This is a genomic window from Hafnia alvei (assembly GCF_900095695.1).
In the GTDB taxonomy this organism is placed as follows: domain Bacteria; phylum Pseudomonadota; class Gammaproteobacteria; order Enterobacterales; family Enterobacteriaceae; genus Hafnia; species Hafnia alvei_B.
On record NZ_FMIQ01000046.1, the window covers coordinates 44,007 to 62,075 of the forward strand.

Sequence of the window (18,069 nt, forward strand, 5' to 3'; positions counted from 1 at the left end):
GTTGTTCTTGTAAGTCCCGGTTAAGGGATAATTACTGAATCATATCACTGAGCTGGCTCAGGATCTGTTGTTCGTTAAGGGCGGCCAGGCGCTCCTGGTAATGGCGTTTTTCAATGGTGGCCAGATAGAGCCCACCGATTGCCTTCTGCTTATTAAGAGGAGGCAGCGTTGCAGTAAACTGACGTACCTCAGTAAGAGACAAACGCAAGACAAACGTTGACCCCTGCGTTGCCAGCGCCTGCTGGCGGCGACTTTCTTTGCTTTCGTTGAAGTGCCAGACAAACCACGCCGGAACAACCTTACTGCCGTCAACCTCGATCCTGACATAGTTATTACTGAGCAGACGCCCGGCATGCTCGGGGCTGACGATAGCGGCCTTACCATGAATCAGGCTAATGACCACATCTCCCGTCCTGACTGACAGAACAGCCTGAGTGGGGCGCACAACCTGTTCTTTATCACCGTTGATGGTATTACCCGGTTGCCAGCAGTCGCTCATAAACTGCTCGGTCGCGTAAAAACGACATGCTTTAGCCTCATCATTCTGTCTGATGCGACTGACATGGGCACCGGGCGTAAATGAAGCAACGGTGGAATAGGGGACTGGCTCAGTTTTCATTGAATAAACTTAAATTACAATCTGTATGATGAGTGTATCGAATCACACGATGAAGTCAATTGAATTTAAATTTATTACACATAAATCTCATTTTCAGGCCAGCGAGAGGCGTCATACTGGAGAGTTGCATGCTACTTATTGAGTAAGTTTATTGATATTTTCACGTACTAAATTCCGGTTGTTAGTTGTTTTCATCTTATTAATGCGATTTTTAATTACTTTATTACGTTTTAATGATATTAACTCATCTTAAATGGTTAGAATGCGATGAGGTAGTAACTTCGTATGGAAAGCTATCAGAATAAGATGACCTGGGGAGAACTTCCTTTGCCAAAAGGACCTGAGCATTTTGGTGAGCGCCTGAAAACTGTTATCGGGAAACAGTCTGTCGCCTCTTTTGCCAGGGATTGTGGGGTTTCCGAAGCCTCCATGAGGAAATACCTTAAAACCGATACCGTGCCGAGTATCGACAGTGTGGCTATGATTGCTGCCTGCACGGGGCGTTCTCTGACCTGGCTCATTACTGGTGAGGGAGACCCCTTTACTGACAACGCTAGGCAAAAATGCTTTTCAGAAGAAGAAATTAAAAAGTGGTGGACTCTGATTTTTGACGCTCTGGATACGGAGGATAAAGCTAATGTTATCATGGCATTTCAGCAAGGTGGCCTGAACGCGGTGTTCAGCCCTGAGATTATGACTGGCAAAAGGAAGGGATAACGGTATGAGTCACAAGAAAGAACACACCGTCATGGTTAACAAGGTGCTCCGGGAGCTTGCCAGGCAGCAGGGCCAGACTGTCGAGGCTGTTCTGGAACAATTATTCTGCCGGGCCAGCATCGTCAATACGTGGCTGCTGAATGAGTCTTTTCGTGAAGCCTTTCAGCAGCATTATCCCGGCAAGCCATTCAACCACGTTACCTGGTGTCCTTTCTGCCAGTGTTTCGACCTTATGCAACGCTCCGACCCAATGATGCAGAGAGAAGCTTGCTGGACATTCAGTTCCACACAGTTTTTATAACGGATATTCCTTCTCTCTTTTTAATAAATAATAAATTAAAACAATGAAGTAATTTCATGCCTGTCGTCAGTGAAATACGCTGCAAACGATTTTCACGCTAAGGGCAGGGAAACATAAGGGTTGATCCGGTTAACGCAGTCAGGATGGGGTACAGGCTGTCTGGTGATGATGATTTAAGTTGGTGGCTGTATGGCCGATGATTTCTGACGTATCTTCCTTCTGGTTATAATTCCAGCACCAGTCGCCATGGCTGATGCTGTATATCCCTGTGTTGCAGGCTTTACAGTGTTTCTCCCCTTCATAATGCGCTTTACACCATACACAGAACCAGTACCGCGTTGCTGTCAGCGTATCCAGTTCGTCAATCATCGTGCGTAACCGCAGGATGAAGACACGCCTTTTGATTTCAGTGTTGAGATAACCACAATTCGCCAATAGCGGTTTTGTTGCCTCATCGGGGTTGTGTACAAACCAGGCATCCTCTCCCGAGGTATCGTTGTGGAGTTTCACAGGGCAATAGCAGGAGGGACAGAACCACTGAGCATCAGGAGTGTTTATCAGCGTTCCCGTTGGAGCACCGAACTTATAGCAATAAAAATCAATGAGATAACCGGATGTCGGTTGCATGCCGGAACAATCAGGCGCTGGCTTTCCGCCGCCGGGCTTGTATGGAGGCGCGCAGCGCCAACTCTCCGTATCCGTGACCCAAATAAAGAAGAGAAAATGGCAGCGATAAGCGCATCACTGGGGCAGTGCAGTCAGGAACATCCCGTGTTTTATGAAGATGAGGTGGACATCCATCTCAATCCAAAAATCGGAGCCGACTGGCAACTCAGGGGGCAGCAAAAAAAGGTCGTCACGCCGGGTCAGAATGAAAAATATTATCTGGCGGGAGCTCTTCACAGTGGCACCGGAAAAGTCAGTTACGTGGGTGGAAGCAGTAAAAGTTCAGTGTTATTTATCAGCCTGTTAAAGCATCTTAAGGCGACATACCGGCGGGCAAAAACTATCACCCTCATCGTCGATAACTACATTATTCACAAGAGCCGGGAAACGCTGAGCTGGCTGAAACAGAATCCAAAGTTCAGGGTGATTTACCAGCCGGTTTACTCGCCGTGGGTCAATCATGTTGAGCGCCTGTGGCAGGCCCTGCACGATACCATTACACGCAATCATCAATGCCGGTCAATGTGGCAACTGTTGAAAAAAGTACGCCACTTTATGATAACGGTCAGCCCGTTCCCGGGCAGTAAACACGGACTGGCAAAAGTGGAGCGCTATTAGACGCAGCTATTTAGGTATAACTTCAGATTGTGTAACGTGGACTTATGCATAGTTATTCACTCTCAGATGCTGGATGATTGTGGTTTATGAGGTATTTGAAATCGCTATTCGTGTTATTCAATACACCGCCGTTCCCGTCGATGTTGTTTAAACGCGCTATAAGGCGTTTTGAGAGGGGGTATGATTAACGCGATGAAATATACTGGGTTTATGGTGTGATGGTCTTACAAGGCTTTACAGGCTGCCCAATGGGGGGACGATTAATTGATTGTTATTGTTGGAATTTAATTACTTCCGTGACTGACTGATACGCTGCTGAACCCAGGCTTCCACTTCGCTTTGCATCCAGCGGGAACTGCGGCCCAGTTTGATAGGCTTCGGAAATTCACCGTCTTTAATCAGCTTGTAGAACCATTTGTCGGTTAATCCCGTAAAACGGGTAATGAATGCCATATCAACCATTTTGTCGTTGAGCAGGCTGGTGTTGTTATTTTGAGTGGTCATGATGGCTGTCTCCATAGAGATAATGAGATATGGAGAAGCGCTGGTGATATTTAGCCATTGACGCATTCTCCTTCTCAACATCCACCTGCCAGTAATGATTTACGGATTAGTTCTGAGAGCAACCAAAGTTACGATAACCGTCTGATTTATCTTTGCTGCGCTCTTTAGCCAGATACATGGCTCTTTCGGTTAGTTCTTCATAATCAGCTTTGAAGTCAGGGTTATTGCGGTTTAACTGGTAAAAACCAGAAACAGGAAGGTGAATCAGTCCATGAAAGTCTTTATCAGAGTCTGTACGTTTAATAGCCCGTATCCAGGCATTAATGACCTTCTGAAAAACACTGTAGCGGTCGAATGACGTTTCGGTATGTCTTTTGCCCGGCCACGGATAAGCGTCTTTGTTAAGCAATAGAACCACGTGATAGTGGTGCTTTGTTTCCTCCTGATTAATCTCCCTTACCCAGAAATATCTCATCTTGCAGGTTAACGATCCTTTACCGGCTTTTCTCTTGCGCTTAATGTCTTCGGCTATCTGGGATTTCACTGAGTCAATGAAGCGGGATATAACGTCTGGGCCTGCATAACACTGTGTAGGGCAGTCCCGACGTTCTTCTTCGTCAGGAAAGCGAAGGTCAAACCTGACAGCCAACAACCGGGGATAGTATTCCAGAGCTTTATCAATGGTTTCTGTTATACGCCGGGCGTAGTACTGATTAGAGACGTTTTTACATGATGTCTTCTTGCTCATTGCGTTGAGTCCTTAGCTGATTAGTTTCAGTTCATCGGATCTCTGGTAATGATTTACGAATTGATGCTTATCCCTTCTGCTCAGGGTTATACCTCTTGTCGTCTGCTCAAGTGCTTCTGCTCACCGTTGTATGTCTAATCTCCCCTTGGGGGTGACTACTGGTGCATTACTACTGTTTGTCTGTGAATACTGTCAGGTCATTATTAACAATACGGAGCCCAGAAGGGCTGGAGCAGGGGATTTGCAATAGAAGAAGAAAACCTTCAGAAAGAGCATACATACACCTGAAAATCACTCCGTAGTTAGCAGCAGGAAATCTCTTGGTTTTAGACCTACCGCTCAAACCATCGATTAGTGAAGAAGATGTGGACTGGCGGGAAGAAACATCAGGGAGTATTCCAGTATTTTTTACGATAAACCTGTGATCCATCACCGATAGAACCCCTCTCATCAACGAATGCTGGAGAAACTGTTTTTTTTGCGTTATTTTAATAACTATATGTTTTTAAAGAAAGTGAGTCACTTTGTTGTGATTCACTCTTTAACAAAAAATAAAATTATAAAAATGTAAAAAGTGCGTCCCTTTGTTAGGGTGGTACAGAAAATCTGGAGGGTACTAATGGCAGGAAAAAACCGAATGATCGTCAATTTTTCATCGAAAAAACTGAGGGATTTGATTGTTGAAATCGCTGAAAAAAACCATATGAGTTACTCGAAAGTCATCGAGAAACTGGTTTCATTCAGGCTTTTCGAGAGCAACGGTGATCCGGTGATTGATGCTTTCTGTGATGCCAGTAAGACTGTCATGGAACAGCAGCAGAAAGACGATGGTGAGTTCAGTGTTGCTTTGCGTACTCCTTATATAAAACATAACGTACGTCTTTATAAAGTCTTTGGGGATTTATCCGGTAAGGGCTCTATTACTGTTAATCATATAAATAATGAAAAATTGAATGCCCTGGACTTTGAAAAAGAATTAAGAAAAATTATAGAAGATAAAATAAACGGAATGAAGCCCCATGAATGGGAGGGTGTGTTCGACAGCGCAAGGATTACATTTGCCGATTTGTGGTTGATCTTTTTTAACAAAATAAATGTTGAGTATAAAGTTGAAAGGCAGGAGAGCAATTCCAGTGAGGTCAGTGTTAAATACAAAGCTAGTGATATATGTTGCATTCCTTTTAGTTTTAATAAACATGCCTCTCTGAAAGAAAAATATTGTAATGCAATGAGCCATCTTGATTTTAGTTCTGTCAGATACCACTCTTTCAAAAGTGTAGCGACAAAAGGGTGGTGCAGGAATAAATATTCACATCTTCTTTTTATTCATCAGTCTTCGTCATCTGATAAAGGCGGTTTTTTTATTGGTGTGCAGTATGAAAAGAATGATGTGGTTTTCTCTGATGAATCGCCACGCTCTCCTTTTGTGCACCCTGAGGGGGCACTTATGTATACTGAAAATGGCAGCACGGAGGATTCATATTCCCTCCACCGCTATGCGCCATACAGCGATGTTAATCCTGAACTGAAAATCAGCATTTATCATGAGCCCGCAAATATTAAAATCCAGAATCTCAATCCTGAGTTAAAAAGTAAAATCAAGTAAGGGGGTACAGGCAACATGCATAAAAATTCAGGAATACATAATCTATCTGTATAACAGAGACTGGTTGGTACAAACTTAACTTCGGTCAGGATGACGATGAGCAGGTGAGTGGTAATATTATCCCTCATCGCATCTTGTTTGACTGAGAAAAGCGGGTCCCCACGAATTAACTCGCTGCGGCATTGGTTTCGCAGTCTCTGAGAGCAATACCTGTTTTTTATATCAATCAGAAATAAAGGCCATGTTCCGTAAGGGGCATGGCCTTTTCTTTTGTTTCTTTGAGAAAGGAAATTGACCATGAAATTAGCCAGTCGTTTTGGTCGGGTGAACCAGATACGCCGCGACCGTCCTTTAACACGTGAAGAGCTGATGAGCTATGTTCCCAGTGTGTTCAGCGAAGAAAAGCATGAATCCCGCAGTGAGCGTTACACATACATCCCTACCATTACTCTACTCGACAGTTTAAAGCGTGAAGGCTTTGAGCCTTTCTTTGCCTGCCAGACACGCGTTCGGGACCAGAGCCGACGGGAGCACACAAAGCACATGCTGCGACTGCGGCGTGCCGGACAGTTAACCGGCCACCAGGTGCCCGAAATTATCCTCCTCAACAGCCATGACGGCTCATCCAGCTATCAGATGCTGCCAGGCCTGTTTCGTGGTGTCTGTACCAACGGCCTGGTCTGCGGGCAGTCATTCGGGGAAGTGCGGGTGCCGCATAAAGGAGATGTGGTGGAAAAAGTCATTGAAGGGGCTTACGAGGTGCTGGGCATTTTTGACCGTGTGGAGGAGAAGCGCGATGCGATGCAGTCCCTGATATTACCGCCACCCGCACAGCAGGTACTGGCGCAGGCCGCGCTGGCGTATCGCTTTGGTGAAGACCACCAGCCGGTGACTGCCGCGCAGGTGCTCTCACCCCGTCGCTCTGAAGACCGCAGCGATGACCTCTGGAACGTTTACCAGCGCGTGCAGGAGAACCTGATGAAGGGAGGGCTGTCAGGACGAACCGCACAGGGTAAACGCAGTCGTACCCGTGCCGTGAACGGCATTGACGGGGACGTAAAGCTCAACCGGGCCCTGTGGGTGATGACCGAAAACATGCTGGCCCTGTCTGACCGCTGATGCCAGTCATTTTGATTACAGGTGATATATCAATGGATAAACACATTTCACTGACCCCTGGGGTGACAGAGCCATTCATCCTCGCGGCCACTGTTGTACCGGATGAACAGCGCCTTCTTTTCTGGCCTCAGCACTTTGGCTCCATCCCGCAATGGATAACCCTTGAGCCCTGCATCTTTGCCTTGATGGACCGGTTGTGTGCGGATTACAGCGGTGGCGTCTGGGCTTTTTACACTCTCAGCAACGGTGGTGCCTTCATGGCTCCGGAAGAGAGTGACGGTCTCTGGTCACTGTTTAATATCCTGAATGGTAACGGGGCTGAAATGAGCGCTGAAGCTGCGGGTATTGCGGCCTGTCTGATGGCTTACAGCCACCACGCCTGCCGCACGGAGTGCGATGCCATGACGGAGCATTATTACCGTCTGCGCGACTATGCGCTGAACCACCCTGAGTGCAACGCCATTATGCACATCATCGACTGAGGCCCTGCACCATGGAAAAACAGTTACCGCTGTTTGCATATGAACTGACAGACTCCGCACAACAGACCATCCGTGAGGCGCTGACTCTTCTGGAGCGCCAGTTACGCGAGCCCGGCGCGTCGTTTACCTCCAGCAGCTCAGTACGTGACTGGTTACGTCTTCAGCTGACAATGGAGGAAAGAGAGGCATTTGTTCTGCTGCTGCTGGATAACCAGCACCGGCTGATTACGCACGAAACGCTGTTCAAAGGCACCATCAGCCACACCGAAGTCCATCCACGGGAAGTGGTGAAAGCCTCCCTGAAATACAATGCGGCAGCGGTCATTGTTGCTCACTGTCATCCCTCAGGCCATGCCGAACCCAGCCAGGCTGACAGACGGGTGACAGAGCGACTGAAGAACGCTCTGGACCTTGTGGATGTGCGTCTCCTGGATCACCTCGTTATCGGCGGTATGGATATCGTCTCGTTTGCTGAACGGGGCTGGTTGTAAGAGAGGATTATTAATGAAAATTATCAGTAAACGTCAGGCAATGGCGATATATCGCGAGCATCCACAGTCCCGGTTGTTTCGCTTCTGTACCGGCAAATACGCGTGGTCCGGCAGCATCTGCCACTATGCCGGTCGCGAGGTGGAAGATATCAGCGGTGTACTGGCTTTATTCGCTGAGCGCCGCCAAGATTGCAACGGCCCGTATGTCGTATTTCGCAGCGTAAGCCTGAATTAATTCACGATTAAGGAGAACTACATTTTGTCGAAGAAAACCACGATAACAACGCATGATATCAGCGAACCTTGGTGGGGGCTCAGGCGCAGTTTCCCCGTGTTTTGGGGCTCGTCTGGTCCAGGAGGGAAACCGCCTGCATTACCTGGCTGACCGGGCGAATGTTAGCGGACAGTTCTGTGATGCAGATTTACGCCATCTTGACCAGGCGTTCCCGGTATTGCTCAAACAGCTGGAGTTAATGCTCACCAGTGGTGAACTGAACCTCCGTCATCAGCACTGTGTCACGTTGTATGCAAAAGGTCTGACCTGTGAAGCCGATACGCTCGGTTCGCACGGCTATGTTTATATCGCGATTTATCCCACCCCCGTCACCACAAAATAACACCGTAACACTTAGCCCTCCAGCACATACGTCTTCCACTAAAGAGATAACGCTTATGCAAACTACATTACCCTTCATGCGGGCGGCATCGTCACGCCCGTCTCCCGTGTGTGTCTGGCAGACCCTGCTGACCTGCCTGCTGGAACACCACTATGGTCTCACGCTTAATGACACGCCGTTCAGTAATGAGCAGGTGATTCAGCAGCATATCGACGCGGGTATCTTGCTGGCCGATGCCCTGAATTTTATTGTTGAAAAGTACGAGTTGGTCCGCACTGACCGGCCAGGCTTCAGCATCATGGAGCAGTCTCCATTTATTAGGGCCATTGATATCCTCCGGGCCAGAAAGGCAACGGGGCTGATGAACCGTGGCACGTATAATGAGGTGACGGCTATTACTAGAGGACAACCTCCGAAGGTCAGTACTTCAGACAAGCGATGATGTGGAGAAAACGAACCGAGTCCAGAAAGTACATAAACACCAGCCCTGACCGGCTGGTGTTTTTCTGACTATAAAGGAGAAAAATAATGGTCGTGCAAAATGTCACTGAACCCGAAGTGTTAACCGGATACACCGATGTGATTTGCTCCACCAGCATTGAACGCATTGTCACAGGCCGTAATACTGCACTGACACGGATTGAAAGCCTTATCCGTGAACTTGATGATATCTCGACGCTGACAAGTAGCATCGGTGGCAAAGCGGCCCGTGACTGGGCGATGCGTCAGGACTTTCGTTGTGGCTGCTGGCTCATGGAAAACGTGAAAACCGCAATGAGTACCATTACCTGTAATATTGATCGCAGTATCTGGCGAGATTTGATGCAAAGATCAGGGATGATCTCGTTGATGGACGCTCAGGCACGTGACCAGTGGGACAAAAACCTTGAGAGTGACAACATTCCTGAGATCAGCGAAGCCAATATCCTCAGTACCTTTGAGCAGTTACATTTGAATAAAAGGGATGTCTTTGAACGTGGCATCATTAACGTCTTCAAAGGCCTGTCGTGGGATTACAAAACCAATAGTCCCTGCAGCTTTGGTAAAAAGATCATCGTCAACAATCTGGTGAGTCACAATCGCTGGGGATTTAGTTTGAACTGGGGTTGGCGACGGGATCAACTAGCGGACCTGGAGCGAATGCTGTTTCTACTGGATGGAAAATCCATCCCTGACAACCGAAGTGATATCTCTACCCGTATGATGGAGTATATTCGTGATAATCCGACTAAGGACGTTTACGAAGATGAATTCTTCAGCATTCGTTACTTTCAGAAGGGAACCGCTCATCTGACATTCAAGCGCCCGGAGCTGATTGAGCGAATGAATGATATCATTGCCAATCATTATCCGGGCATGTTGGCCCATCGATAATGGTCTATATTTTCTAACAAACTTATCTGTTGGTATAAATGTTGGTACAAATTTCATCGAACACGATTTTATTCATATAAAACATATGAATGACTGGTGTATTCGAATCCTGTAGGGTACCATTTTCAAGTCAACACACCTCAACTGAATTCGCTTTTTCTCCTTTATACTCTCTGAAATCACTGGATTTTTCTGTCTCAAGCACTCGCCATGTATACCGGTAGCCCCATCACGCGGTTGGCTACACTGCTTTTGATGCTAACAGGCGTTCGTTGCGTATGGTTGGATAGATTTCGATAAGTGTACTTGGTGGGTTATTGAGATGATGAAATTGCGTCGTTCTCACCTTGTGCCACTTTCCAGCCAAGCAATTACCATATAGCTTGAGCTTATTTTCTTTTTAACGTGATGAAGGGATAAATGAATATGACAACGACATGCCAGAATGTGGTTCTGATAATGTCATTGAGCGCTATAAGGCATCATCATAAATACGTCTATTTTCATTTCAGCTTATTCCCGAGTTTGATTTCATTACGGCTCTATTTTTTAAGATAAATGAATTTTTAATTCAATCTAGTGCGTTAAGTTGCCAAGCTTATAGTGAAGTCTTGCGTTATTTATAATGGATGTGTTTATATGGATTTTTTATCTGTGAGCACCATTAAAAAATAGTGGCGTCAATTTCATTAATTTTATTAACTTCTTTATTTTCATGTGGTTGATATGAAAAAATATCCGATATTCCTAATTTATTCTGCATGGGTTGCAAATATTAATTTTTATTAGTAACGTGGCTAGACCAATTCAATTCGTGAAAAATTTAAAGTATGTTTTGCTACAAAAAATTAATTATCAGAATATTATGCCTTTTGCTAGTTTGTTCCTCGTTATCAGGCTGTATATCATTGGGTCTGATGCTCTCTACCGATCGGAGTAACGATTTCCATAAATCAACTTGGAAATCCGATACCATCACCGCGCTCTCGTTAGGCAAAAATAGTAACGGAATAACCGGTTGGGTATTTGTCGGAAAACATTTTGACTACCTTCTTACAAAAGGCGGGGATAACGTTGTTGAACTGTTAATGGATCCCGCTATCTATCGGGAAAAAATAAAGGTTGCTAACAACGTACATTTTCTAATTAATCCAGATAAAAAAGAATTCGAGGGAGAAATTACGCTAAGCTACACGTGGACTAATGAAAAAGATAAAACTGCAGCGATAGGATATGGATTTATTTGTAAAGATAACGCCATCACATGTTCACTATCGATAAACAATTTAAGCGGAACTATCCATCAGAAAAATAGCGATCAGAATGCAGTAAAACTTCTCCCTTTTTACCACCCATTTGTTGTTGAATTCTATCAGTATAAAAGAGACCTCATTGGACCAAGATCGGCTTGGGTTCTGTTGCCGGTCACTCTAGCATTAGACGTGGTGACGCTACCTCTACAGTTTCTTATCGTTTCCGTTGCTACCCACCATTGATATTTTGTGTGTGCAGGAATACCTGCACACTGGAAGAATTACTCTTCTTCGGCAAGCGGCGTTTCATTCACTTTATTCTGAATGACATCGCCGTACTCAGCCTGAGAATCCCGGACGTTTTTCTGTACTGAAATAGCACCAAATAAACTCAGGAAAAAGGCGATGGCATAGAAGCCTTTTTCGCTTGGCAACAACCCGGCATTCCACAAGCCAATCGCCAACAGAACAATAGAGATGGCAAAAGAGGCAACACAAGAGATGTAATAGATGTGGCTGGTAGGAATGCCTTCAATACGGTCCCGCACCGTTTTTTGCAGTGATACTGATGCGAATAATCCGAGCAACATCACGGCAAAATAGTATCCCCTTTCGTTCAATGCCATATCAGAACGCCAGAGTCCTATCAGGTAGACCACAACGCCACCGCCCAGTGCCAGCCAAGACATAGCATTAAAAGCCTGAGAAGTATTTTTCAAAGCTGTTTTCATTAAAAACCTCGTTCCTTGTTGATTTTAGAGCACGGGAACTATCCGCTACTCAATTTTTGGTTGGTCCATATGGACTAACGCATCATTCCAAGATAGTGACTCCAAGAATAATTTTTGATTCGCAAACATGCGGCCGCTGATTGTACGTGAGGAGGTCACACGACGCGCCCATCGCTACAATGGCGGCCACTTACCCGTGCGTCAAATTAGCCCTAGTCTTAGTAGGCCATTTTTTGTGGCATGACGCTAGACCGCGTCAGATGTTTATCGCAAAACTCTACTGAAAAACGTCTGACACGGCCTAGTTATGCTGAAAATATCTTAAGCAGGTAGCGGAGGATTTTCGTTGCTAACAACCGATATATTTTCTTGTACAGGATGCTCAGCCGCTGTTAGGTCTGCATGGCCAAGAGTGTTGGGTAATGCTGCTGTGAGTGCGGCTAGTGAACCACCAGAAAGGCCGACTTCTTTGAGCAGAGAATCTACAATAGGTGCATGCGTACGGTAGGATAATGCAGCCGTCATCGCTTGTTCTGCGAGATTACCGCCACCATTGTTGCTTGGTTCTGATGAGCTTCCGGCTGTGGCAGAACCATTACGGTTTAAACCGTCAACCTGAATTATTTTAATTCCGTCGATAGATTTCATTGGCTCAACGGATTTCTCAATGATGCTAGGCAGGGACTGCAATAGCGCCAATTTGAATTTTAAGCTGGTCTGATTATCCGACAGTATATTGACCGCATCGTTTAACGCCCTCTGGGCTTCAGCTTCAGCCAACCCTTTCTTCAATGTTGCTTCAGCAAGTTTAATGATGGCTGATGCTTGCAGTTCCGCTGCTTCTTTCTCGGCTTGTGCCTTTAGCGTTAACTGTACGGCTTCGGTTTCTGCTGATTGTTTAGCAACGATTAATGCAACCTGTTTTGCACGATCCGCCTCTGCAGTTTCTCTGGTTGTCACCACATGCTCTTCGGCTCGGACTGCCTCGGCTAATGCATCGTTTGCCCTTGCTTGAGCTTGGGATTGCTGTTCAGATTTACTGGCAATAGCAATATCTTTGTCCTGTGCTGCGATTTCGGTAACTTGCTGTTGTTCAATTTCTTTTATTCTAATTTCACGTTCAGCCTCCACCTTACGAGTGCGAACAGCCTGCTCTCGCGCGATTTCTGCTTCCTGGATCTGACGTTCAGTACTAATACGACTCTGTTCAGCTTCTCGACGACGTTCAGCCTCAAATACAGCAATGTTGGCGCTTTGCTCAGCGCTACGGGTTTTCACCTGCTGCTCTTGGTCAAAGGTCATGAACGATTCTTGCTGCTCAATTTCTAGCTTACGTGACATGGCATCGCGGTTCTTTTCACGCACGGCCACTTCTATGTCTTGTTCGACTTCGTTACGTTCACGGCGGCGGCGTTCGGTTTCCTGAGTCAGCTTGGTTAGCCCCTCTGCATCAAACGCATTGTTAGGGTCGAAGAACTCTTTTGAGGTTTGGTTAAAGTTGGTTAATGAAACACTTTCCAGCTCTAGGCCGTTCTTGGTTAAATCCTCTGCGACCGTATTTTGTACGCCTTGAACGAAGTGTTCGCGGGTATCTTGCAGGTCATGCATGGTCATTTGTGATGCCGTTGCACGCAGTGCATCTACAAATTTATCTTCGATAAGGATCCGCAGATCCTCTGGGGACAGCGTTCTTTGTCCTAAAGTCTGTGCAGCGGTTGCGATGCCTTCAATCGTTGGCTTAACACGAACAAAGAATGCGACGACCACATCGACTCGCATACGGTCTTTGGTGATCAAGCTGTCTTTCATGGAGCGGCTGACTTCCAGCTTGAGGGTATTCATATTGATATGGATAAGCTCATGAAATATAGGAAGTACAATAGCACCTCCGCTCATCACGACTTTCAGCCCCCCTAAACCGGTTCGAACAAAAGATTGCTCGGCAGAAGCACGCTCATAGAGTCGAGAAAAAATAATCCCGATCACCAACAATACGATTAATACGCCAAATGAAACAAATCCCCAATAAGGGATGCTATCCATTTCAAACATAAAATTTCCTTTTGATATCATTAAGTAATATAGAACTACAGTAAATTAGGCCAAGGGTTTTTACTTGCTAAAAATCGCGCTGCCGTTATTTGGGCAATAATTAGCACACGTTCTCCTCGGATAAAAATAACGTCTGAACTTTCTGGCTCAATCAATAAATAGTGAGATTGGCCGAAGGTATCAATAATTTTGCATTCGGCAGACATGCCGGGTTGCTCTGCTGATTGAGTAACGAGAGCCATTGAGCCAACAAAACTATCTTCTGATACGGCGAAGGATTCATCTTTCGGAAGATAAGGGGCAAGCCATCGACCTATGAAATGTAAAGTCGGCAGCGATAGAGCAAATGAAATCAGGGCCATTGCCCCTGCAGATAACGGCGTTTGAAGCAGGCTAATCATTAGGTATTGCCCGCTGATGCCAATAATAGCAAAACTACCCAGTAGCAAAACGAGTGCAACCAGCAACGGAAGCCTGCCAATATGCAACCAGCTTAGCGCTTGTACTAGCAGATTATCTCCGCTAGCAAGATCAAGATGAGTTTCTAGAGAGGAATCTATATGGCTGAATGCACTTGCGCCTATTAATAACGATAATATCTCTAATACACCTAGTGAAATGATGAATGCGAGCGCGAAAAGAAAAGGAGCGTTATAGGCTGATAGTAGTACCACTAGGAGATCCTTTCTATGTATATCCGTAATAACGACTATTCTAACGTTATTTTTTTATTTCGGATACGGAGGCACAGAGATATAGGAAAATACTGAGGTGAAATAATTTTTAATTATATTTAATAGGAATTTATTGAGGCTTGAGTTTTTTTGCCTTATATGGGTTTTTATCTCGCCGAAAATAAATTTAACGATATAAATAATCGTAATTTAATGTTTTTTAGACATAGAGCAGTTGGCTACTTCATGATAGTACGGGGAGACTGTGACCTTATCTGGCTATGAATGAATTTTTCGTGCCTCTGGGGTCATCTGTGTAATTCACTTTGTAAATGTGGGGGGCCTCAATTTGAGGTAGAAATAATCTTATTCATATAAAACATAGTAATAATAAAGATATTTGAACCCCAAGAGGCTACTTTCTGTTACGTGATAGCAAATGCTCTAAATGATACTGCTTAATTTTATTGAGCACTGTGGTATGGGATAGCCCGATTTGGCCTGCGACTTTTCTGGCAGAACCTAATGAAACTAGATGTTTTCTAATAATCTCGTACTCTTGCTTTTCAATCATAGCCTTAATGCTATCATCGTGAGTATGCATTTCTAGATTATTATTTTGTGGCAACGGAATATCGATATCAGCAATCTCTTGTTTATCTGCTAATAGCATAGTTCTGAGTAGGATATTCTTTAATTCACGAACATTCCCAGGCCATGAGTACGCGGTTAGCGTCGCGAGAGCGCTAGGTAGCAGAGTGAGCTTTTTATCCAATTCTAGGCTGTATTTTTGGAAAAAATAGCTGACTAGTGGAAGGATATCTTCTTTACGATCTCTAAGTGGAGGGATGACGATAGGCAGGATATTTACACGATAATAGAGATCTTCACGAAACTGCTTCTGTTCAATCAGATGCTCTAGATTTTGGTTGGTGGCAACAATCACTCTCACATTAACATGCTGTGTTTTGAGTCCTCCTACGCGTTTAATCATTCCGTCTTGCAACACTCGCAGGAGCTTACTTTGAAGGGAAAGTGAAAGCTCACCAAATTCATCAAGAAAAACAGTGCCGTGATTGGCACTTTCAAACAGACCCATTTTCCCGCCTTTAAGTGCACCGCTAAAAGCGCCATATTCATAGCCAAACAGTTCACTTTCAACTAAAGATTCGGGGATCGCAGCGCAGTTTATGGCTTCAAATGCATTATTGCGTCGTTCACTGGAATCGTGAATAGATCGCGCAATCAGCTCCTTACCTGTCCCCGTTTCGCCGCGAATGAGGACGGTGTATTTGCTTTGCGCTATTTTGCGTGCTGCGGCTAAGCAGTCAGCCATAATGGGGCTTGCGTAAATGAGCTCATCGAAATCAGAAGATAGTTTTTTACTCTTGGGCTTGTGTGTCAGCGATGCATTCTTGGCTTTGCCAAGAATGATATTGGCACCAGTAATTTTGTTGTTATGCAAAATGGGGCGGATAGTGCAGCTAATAAATGCCCCTGTTATCTTGTTTCCAATTTCTTTAGTGCTGACTTTACCACAGCGAAAATCCTTAACTTCCTCCCAGTCAATAAGTGTAGATATATTCCTACCAATCACTTCGTGGCGTAAGAGGTTGAATGTTGCCTCTGCGCTAGGGCTAAAGTCATTAATGACGCCATAATTTGAAATAACGATATGGGCATAGTTGGACAGTGATAATACAGTGGATTCGTCTTTAGCCGGGTAAATACTCAAAATATCATTATTAACCAGAAGGTTGCCTAAAAGAAACTGAAGTTTTTTTTCCGAGGGAATGCTAAAACGAATAAAAATTTCACAAGATGATACGTGCAAAGTATCAATATAAATATCCATGTTGCTGAACTCACTAATTACATCAGCAATCATGGCAGTGCGATCGATAGTTTTTATATTCCATCCAACGGTAAGCATGATAACCACCAGAGTCAAATGTATGGCGACTATGGTAGCAATGTTTGTTCGTTGGGCAATTGCAGATTGTCCGGCGAGTGATTTGGTACCCGCCGGACATCACAATACTGAGAGATTTTTGGAATGGACTAACCGCTATTCAAAAAATTTAAGGAACGGTGATATGACCAGCAAAATGCCAAACGCCAACACACACCAGGTTTGCACTCCTTTGAATTTATGTAGTTTTTTGACTTTATAGACAAGATAGCATGGGATTAAGCATGATACGATACCGTAAAGTGGGCTGCCGATATGGAAAAATATCACCACAGAGAACCCGAGAGAAACCCAAGCAAACAATAGAAGGACGATAAAGACGTAAACACCAAGCCCAAGCGCTTTATGGTTGATCCTATCTTCTGGAATGAAGCGCTGAATAATATTAACTAAAATGCCTTTAACCGCTTCTTGAAAACCTAGATAGATACCCAAAAAAGCCGTTAATACTGCAAAAATGTTGAGCAGCGTAGTCATAACGTGGACGAGTGTTCCAGGGATAACTTTTGCAGCCATGGCAAGAGCAGAAATATTTAGGTTAAAGGCTTCTACGGCTTGCTCGTGGCTCATTGAGAAGGTAAAGGAGAATGAAAAAAATATAATTATACTAATGAGGATAATATAGGAAATCCGATGCACACGGATTGCTTTATAGGTGGCTAGCTGCTTATCTTCCTCTCTTTTTCTATAGGCAATGTTCATAGGGTTTAAGATCTGTACGAAGACAGCAGAGAAGAAAGCAAAGGGCGCCGTTAATAACACATCACGACAGAAAACACCCATTTCAGGAAATGCCGTAATATTGTTTAAATCCCAGTGGGGGATCATGACTAAGCCGAGCAAAATAATAATGCCAACTTTGATGACAACCATTGGCCCTGATATTTTAAACAGCAGGCGTTCACCTCGGGAAGCAATGAACACTAACACCATAAAAACGATGAGTTTATAAACTGCGGAGTCAGACAGAATCTGGTCTGTTACCCCAAACGTTTTTAAATATGACGCACTATCGTAAATCACTGAAATAGAATAGATAAACATGCCGTGGACCAGCATGATGAAATAGATGATCCCTAGCGCGATCCCCCAGTTTTTACCAAGATACTGGGTAATAATGTTGGAGTAGTCTTCACAGATATCGCTCTCAGAGAGCGTTTTCATATAAAGATTCTGTAGCATGTAGGTCGCTGGATAGGCGATTAAAAATGCGACAATAAATACCCAAATACCTTTCAGACCAATTTGTACAGGTACTAACACGGTTCCTGCCCCAATAGCCATGCCGATGCACAGCAATATCCAGCCAATATCATAAGCTGTAAGGGGGATGCTTTTGTATTGCCGCTTTGTTTCACTTAAGGAAGCAATGGTCGACATGAGTTACTCCTGTCTGAATAATCGAGAGAGTCAAAATTGCAGCCGGTGCCTATCTGTTTTATATGCGCGCACTCGACTGTTTCCTCTTAGGAAAGCCACTGCATGATGATAGCTTTGCCTATGGTGTTGATGCAGTGGCCAATAA

The 18,069-nt window shown here is 44.8% G+C and carries 19 protein-coding genes and 3 pseudogenes; 13 read left to right on the forward strand and 9 right to left on the reverse strand.

Translation table 11 applies throughout. From position 1 onward, the window contains the following. Positions 1–31: 31 nt before the first annotated feature. The gene (locus tag BN1044_RS12110) at positions 32–619 is read right to left on the reverse strand and encodes a restriction endonuclease subunit S domain-containing protein (protein ID WP_072308927.1); all 588 of its coding nucleotides are present in this window, start codon (positions 617–619) and stop codon (positions 32–34) included. A 285-nt stretch (positions 620–904) separates the two neighbouring features. Between BN1044_RS12110 and BN1044_RS12115 the strand changes: the two genes are divergently transcribed. Next, positions 905–1,336 carry a helix-turn-helix domain-containing protein gene (locus BN1044_RS12115; RefSeq protein WP_072308928.1) on the forward strand — a complete coding sequence of 144 codons (432 nt, stop codon included), beginning with the start codon at positions 905–907 and terminating at the stop codon, positions 1,334–1,336. Positions 1,337–1,340: 4 nt separating this feature from the next. Next, positions 1,341–1,637, forward strand: a complete 297-nt coding sequence (locus BN1044_RS12120; RefSeq protein ID WP_072308929.1) for a hypothetical protein — start codon at positions 1,341–1,343, stop codon at positions 1,635–1,637. 138 nt (positions 1,638–1,775) lie between these two features. On the opposite strand, the gene BN1044_RS23105 is transcribed toward BN1044_RS12120, so the two are convergent. Continuing rightward, on the reverse strand, positions 1,776–2,264 hold the full coding sequence (locus tag BN1044_RS23105; RefSeq protein ID WP_081329584.1) for a putative zinc ribbon protein: 489 nt from the start codon (positions 2,262–2,264) through the stop codon (positions 1,776–1,778). Here BN1044_RS23105 and BN1044_RS12130 point away from each other — a divergent pair. Continuing rightward, positions 2,193–2,921, forward strand: a pseudogene (locus tag BN1044_RS12130) (IS630 family transposase); the annotation flags it as partial. The gene BN1044_RS23105 and the pseudogene BN1044_RS12130 overlap by 72 nt on opposite strands. Positions 2,922–3,209: 288 nt before the next feature. Here BN1044_RS12130 and BN1044_RS12135 read toward each other — a convergent pair. Further along, positions 3,210–3,425: a helix-turn-helix transcriptional regulator gene (locus BN1044_RS12135; protein ID WP_020303517.1), complete on the reverse strand. Its 216-nt coding sequence runs from the start codon at positions 3,423–3,425 to the stop codon at positions 3,210–3,212. A 106-nt stretch (positions 3,426–3,531) separates the two neighbouring features. After that, positions 3,532–4,173, reverse strand: coding sequence for an inovirus Gp2 family protein (locus BN1044_RS12140; protein WP_072308930.1), 642 nt, complete (start codon positions 4,171–4,173; stop codon positions 3,532–3,534). A 619-nt stretch (positions 4,174–4,792) separates the two neighbouring features. On the opposite strand from BN1044_RS12140, the gene BN1044_RS12145 reads away from it, so the two are divergent. The 10 genes and pseudogenes from BN1044_RS12145 to BN1044_RS12185 all read left to right on the forward strand — a co-directional run bounded on the left by BN1044_RS12145 (position 4,793) and on the right by BN1044_RS12185 (position 11,358). After that, positions 4,793–5,779: a hypothetical protein gene (locus BN1044_RS12145; RefSeq protein ID WP_072308931.1), complete on the forward strand. Its 987-nt coding sequence runs from the start codon at positions 4,793–4,795 to the stop codon at positions 5,777–5,779. Between the two features lie 297 nt (positions 5,780–6,076). Beyond that, positions 6,077–6,898 carry a DUF932 domain-containing protein gene (locus tag BN1044_RS12150; protein WP_072308932.1) on the forward strand — a complete coding sequence of 274 codons (822 nt, stop codon included), beginning with the start codon at positions 6,077–6,079 and terminating at the stop codon, positions 6,896–6,898. Between the two features lie 32 nt (positions 6,899–6,930). Continuing rightward, positions 6,931–7,380: an antirestriction protein gene (locus tag BN1044_RS12155; RefSeq protein ID WP_072308933.1), complete on the forward strand. Its 450-nt coding sequence runs from the start codon at positions 6,931–6,933 to the stop codon at positions 7,378–7,380. An 11-nt stretch (positions 7,381–7,391) separates the two neighbouring features. After that, positions 7,392–7,871: a RadC family protein gene (radC, locus tag BN1044_RS12160; protein ID WP_072308934.1), complete on the forward strand. Its 480-nt coding sequence runs from the start codon at positions 7,392–7,394 to the stop codon at positions 7,869–7,871. Positions 7,872–7,884: 13 nt separating this feature from the next. Then, positions 7,885–8,106, forward strand: coding sequence for a DUF987 domain-containing protein (locus tag BN1044_RS12165; RefSeq protein ID WP_072308935.1), 222 nt, complete (start codon positions 7,885–7,887; stop codon positions 8,104–8,106). A 24-nt stretch (positions 8,107–8,130) separates the two neighbouring features. Continuing rightward, a pseudogene (locus tag BN1044_RS12170) lies at positions 8,131–8,488 on the forward strand (type IV toxin-antitoxin system YeeU family antitoxin). 55 nt (positions 8,489–8,543) lie between these two features. Further along, entirely contained in the window at positions 8,544–8,930 is a 387-nt protein-coding gene (locus BN1044_RS12175) for a TA system toxin CbtA family protein (RefSeq protein WP_072308936.1), read from the forward strand. 86 nt (positions 8,931–9,016) lie between these two features. Then, on the forward strand, positions 9,017–9,862 hold the full coding sequence (locus BN1044_RS12180; protein ID WP_072308937.1) for a DUF4942 domain-containing protein: 846 nt from the start codon (positions 9,017–9,019) through the stop codon (positions 9,860–9,862). Between the two features lie 198 nt (positions 9,863–10,060). Then, positions 10,061–10,235: pseudogene (locus tag BN1044_RS23910) on the forward strand (integrase); the annotation flags it as partial. A gap of 457 nt (positions 10,236–10,692) precedes the next feature. After that, positions 10,693–11,358 (forward strand): YidX family protein, encoded by a 666-nt coding sequence (locus BN1044_RS12185; RefSeq protein WP_072308938.1) that lies wholly within the window; start codon positions 10,693–10,695, stop codon positions 11,356–11,358. Between the two features lie 38 nt (positions 11,359–11,396). Here BN1044_RS12185 and yiaA read toward each other — a convergent pair whose 3' ends face one another. The 5 genes from yiaA to BN1044_RS12210 form a co-directional block, all read right to left on the reverse strand. Continuing rightward, positions 11,397–11,846: an inner membrane protein YiaA gene (yiaA, locus tag BN1044_RS12190; RefSeq protein WP_072308939.1), complete on the reverse strand. Its 450-nt coding sequence runs from the start codon at positions 11,844–11,846 to the stop codon at positions 11,397–11,399. Positions 11,847–12,167: 321 nt separating this feature from the next. Then, the gene (locus tag BN1044_RS12195) at positions 12,168–13,898 is read right to left on the reverse strand and encodes a flotillin family protein (protein ID WP_139130936.1); all 1,731 of its coding nucleotides are present in this window, start codon (positions 13,896–13,898) and stop codon (positions 12,168–12,170) included. 35 nt (positions 13,899–13,933) lie between these two features. Further along, positions 13,934–14,572: an OB-fold-containig protein gene (locus BN1044_RS12200; RefSeq protein WP_072308940.1), complete on the reverse strand. Its 639-nt coding sequence runs from the start codon at positions 14,570–14,572 to the stop codon at positions 13,934–13,936. Positions 14,573–14,987: 415 nt separating this feature from the next. After that, positions 14,988–16,505 (reverse strand): sigma-54 interaction domain-containing protein, encoded by a 1,518-nt coding sequence (locus BN1044_RS12205; protein ID WP_211095733.1) that lies wholly within the window; start codon positions 16,503–16,505, stop codon positions 14,988–14,990. A gap of 135 nt (positions 16,506–16,640) precedes the next feature. Continuing rightward, positions 16,641–17,924, reverse strand: coding sequence for an amino acid permease (locus tag BN1044_RS12210; RefSeq protein WP_072308942.1), 1,284 nt, complete (start codon positions 17,922–17,924; stop codon positions 16,641–16,643). Between the last annotated feature and the right edge of the window lie 145 nt (positions 17,925–18,069).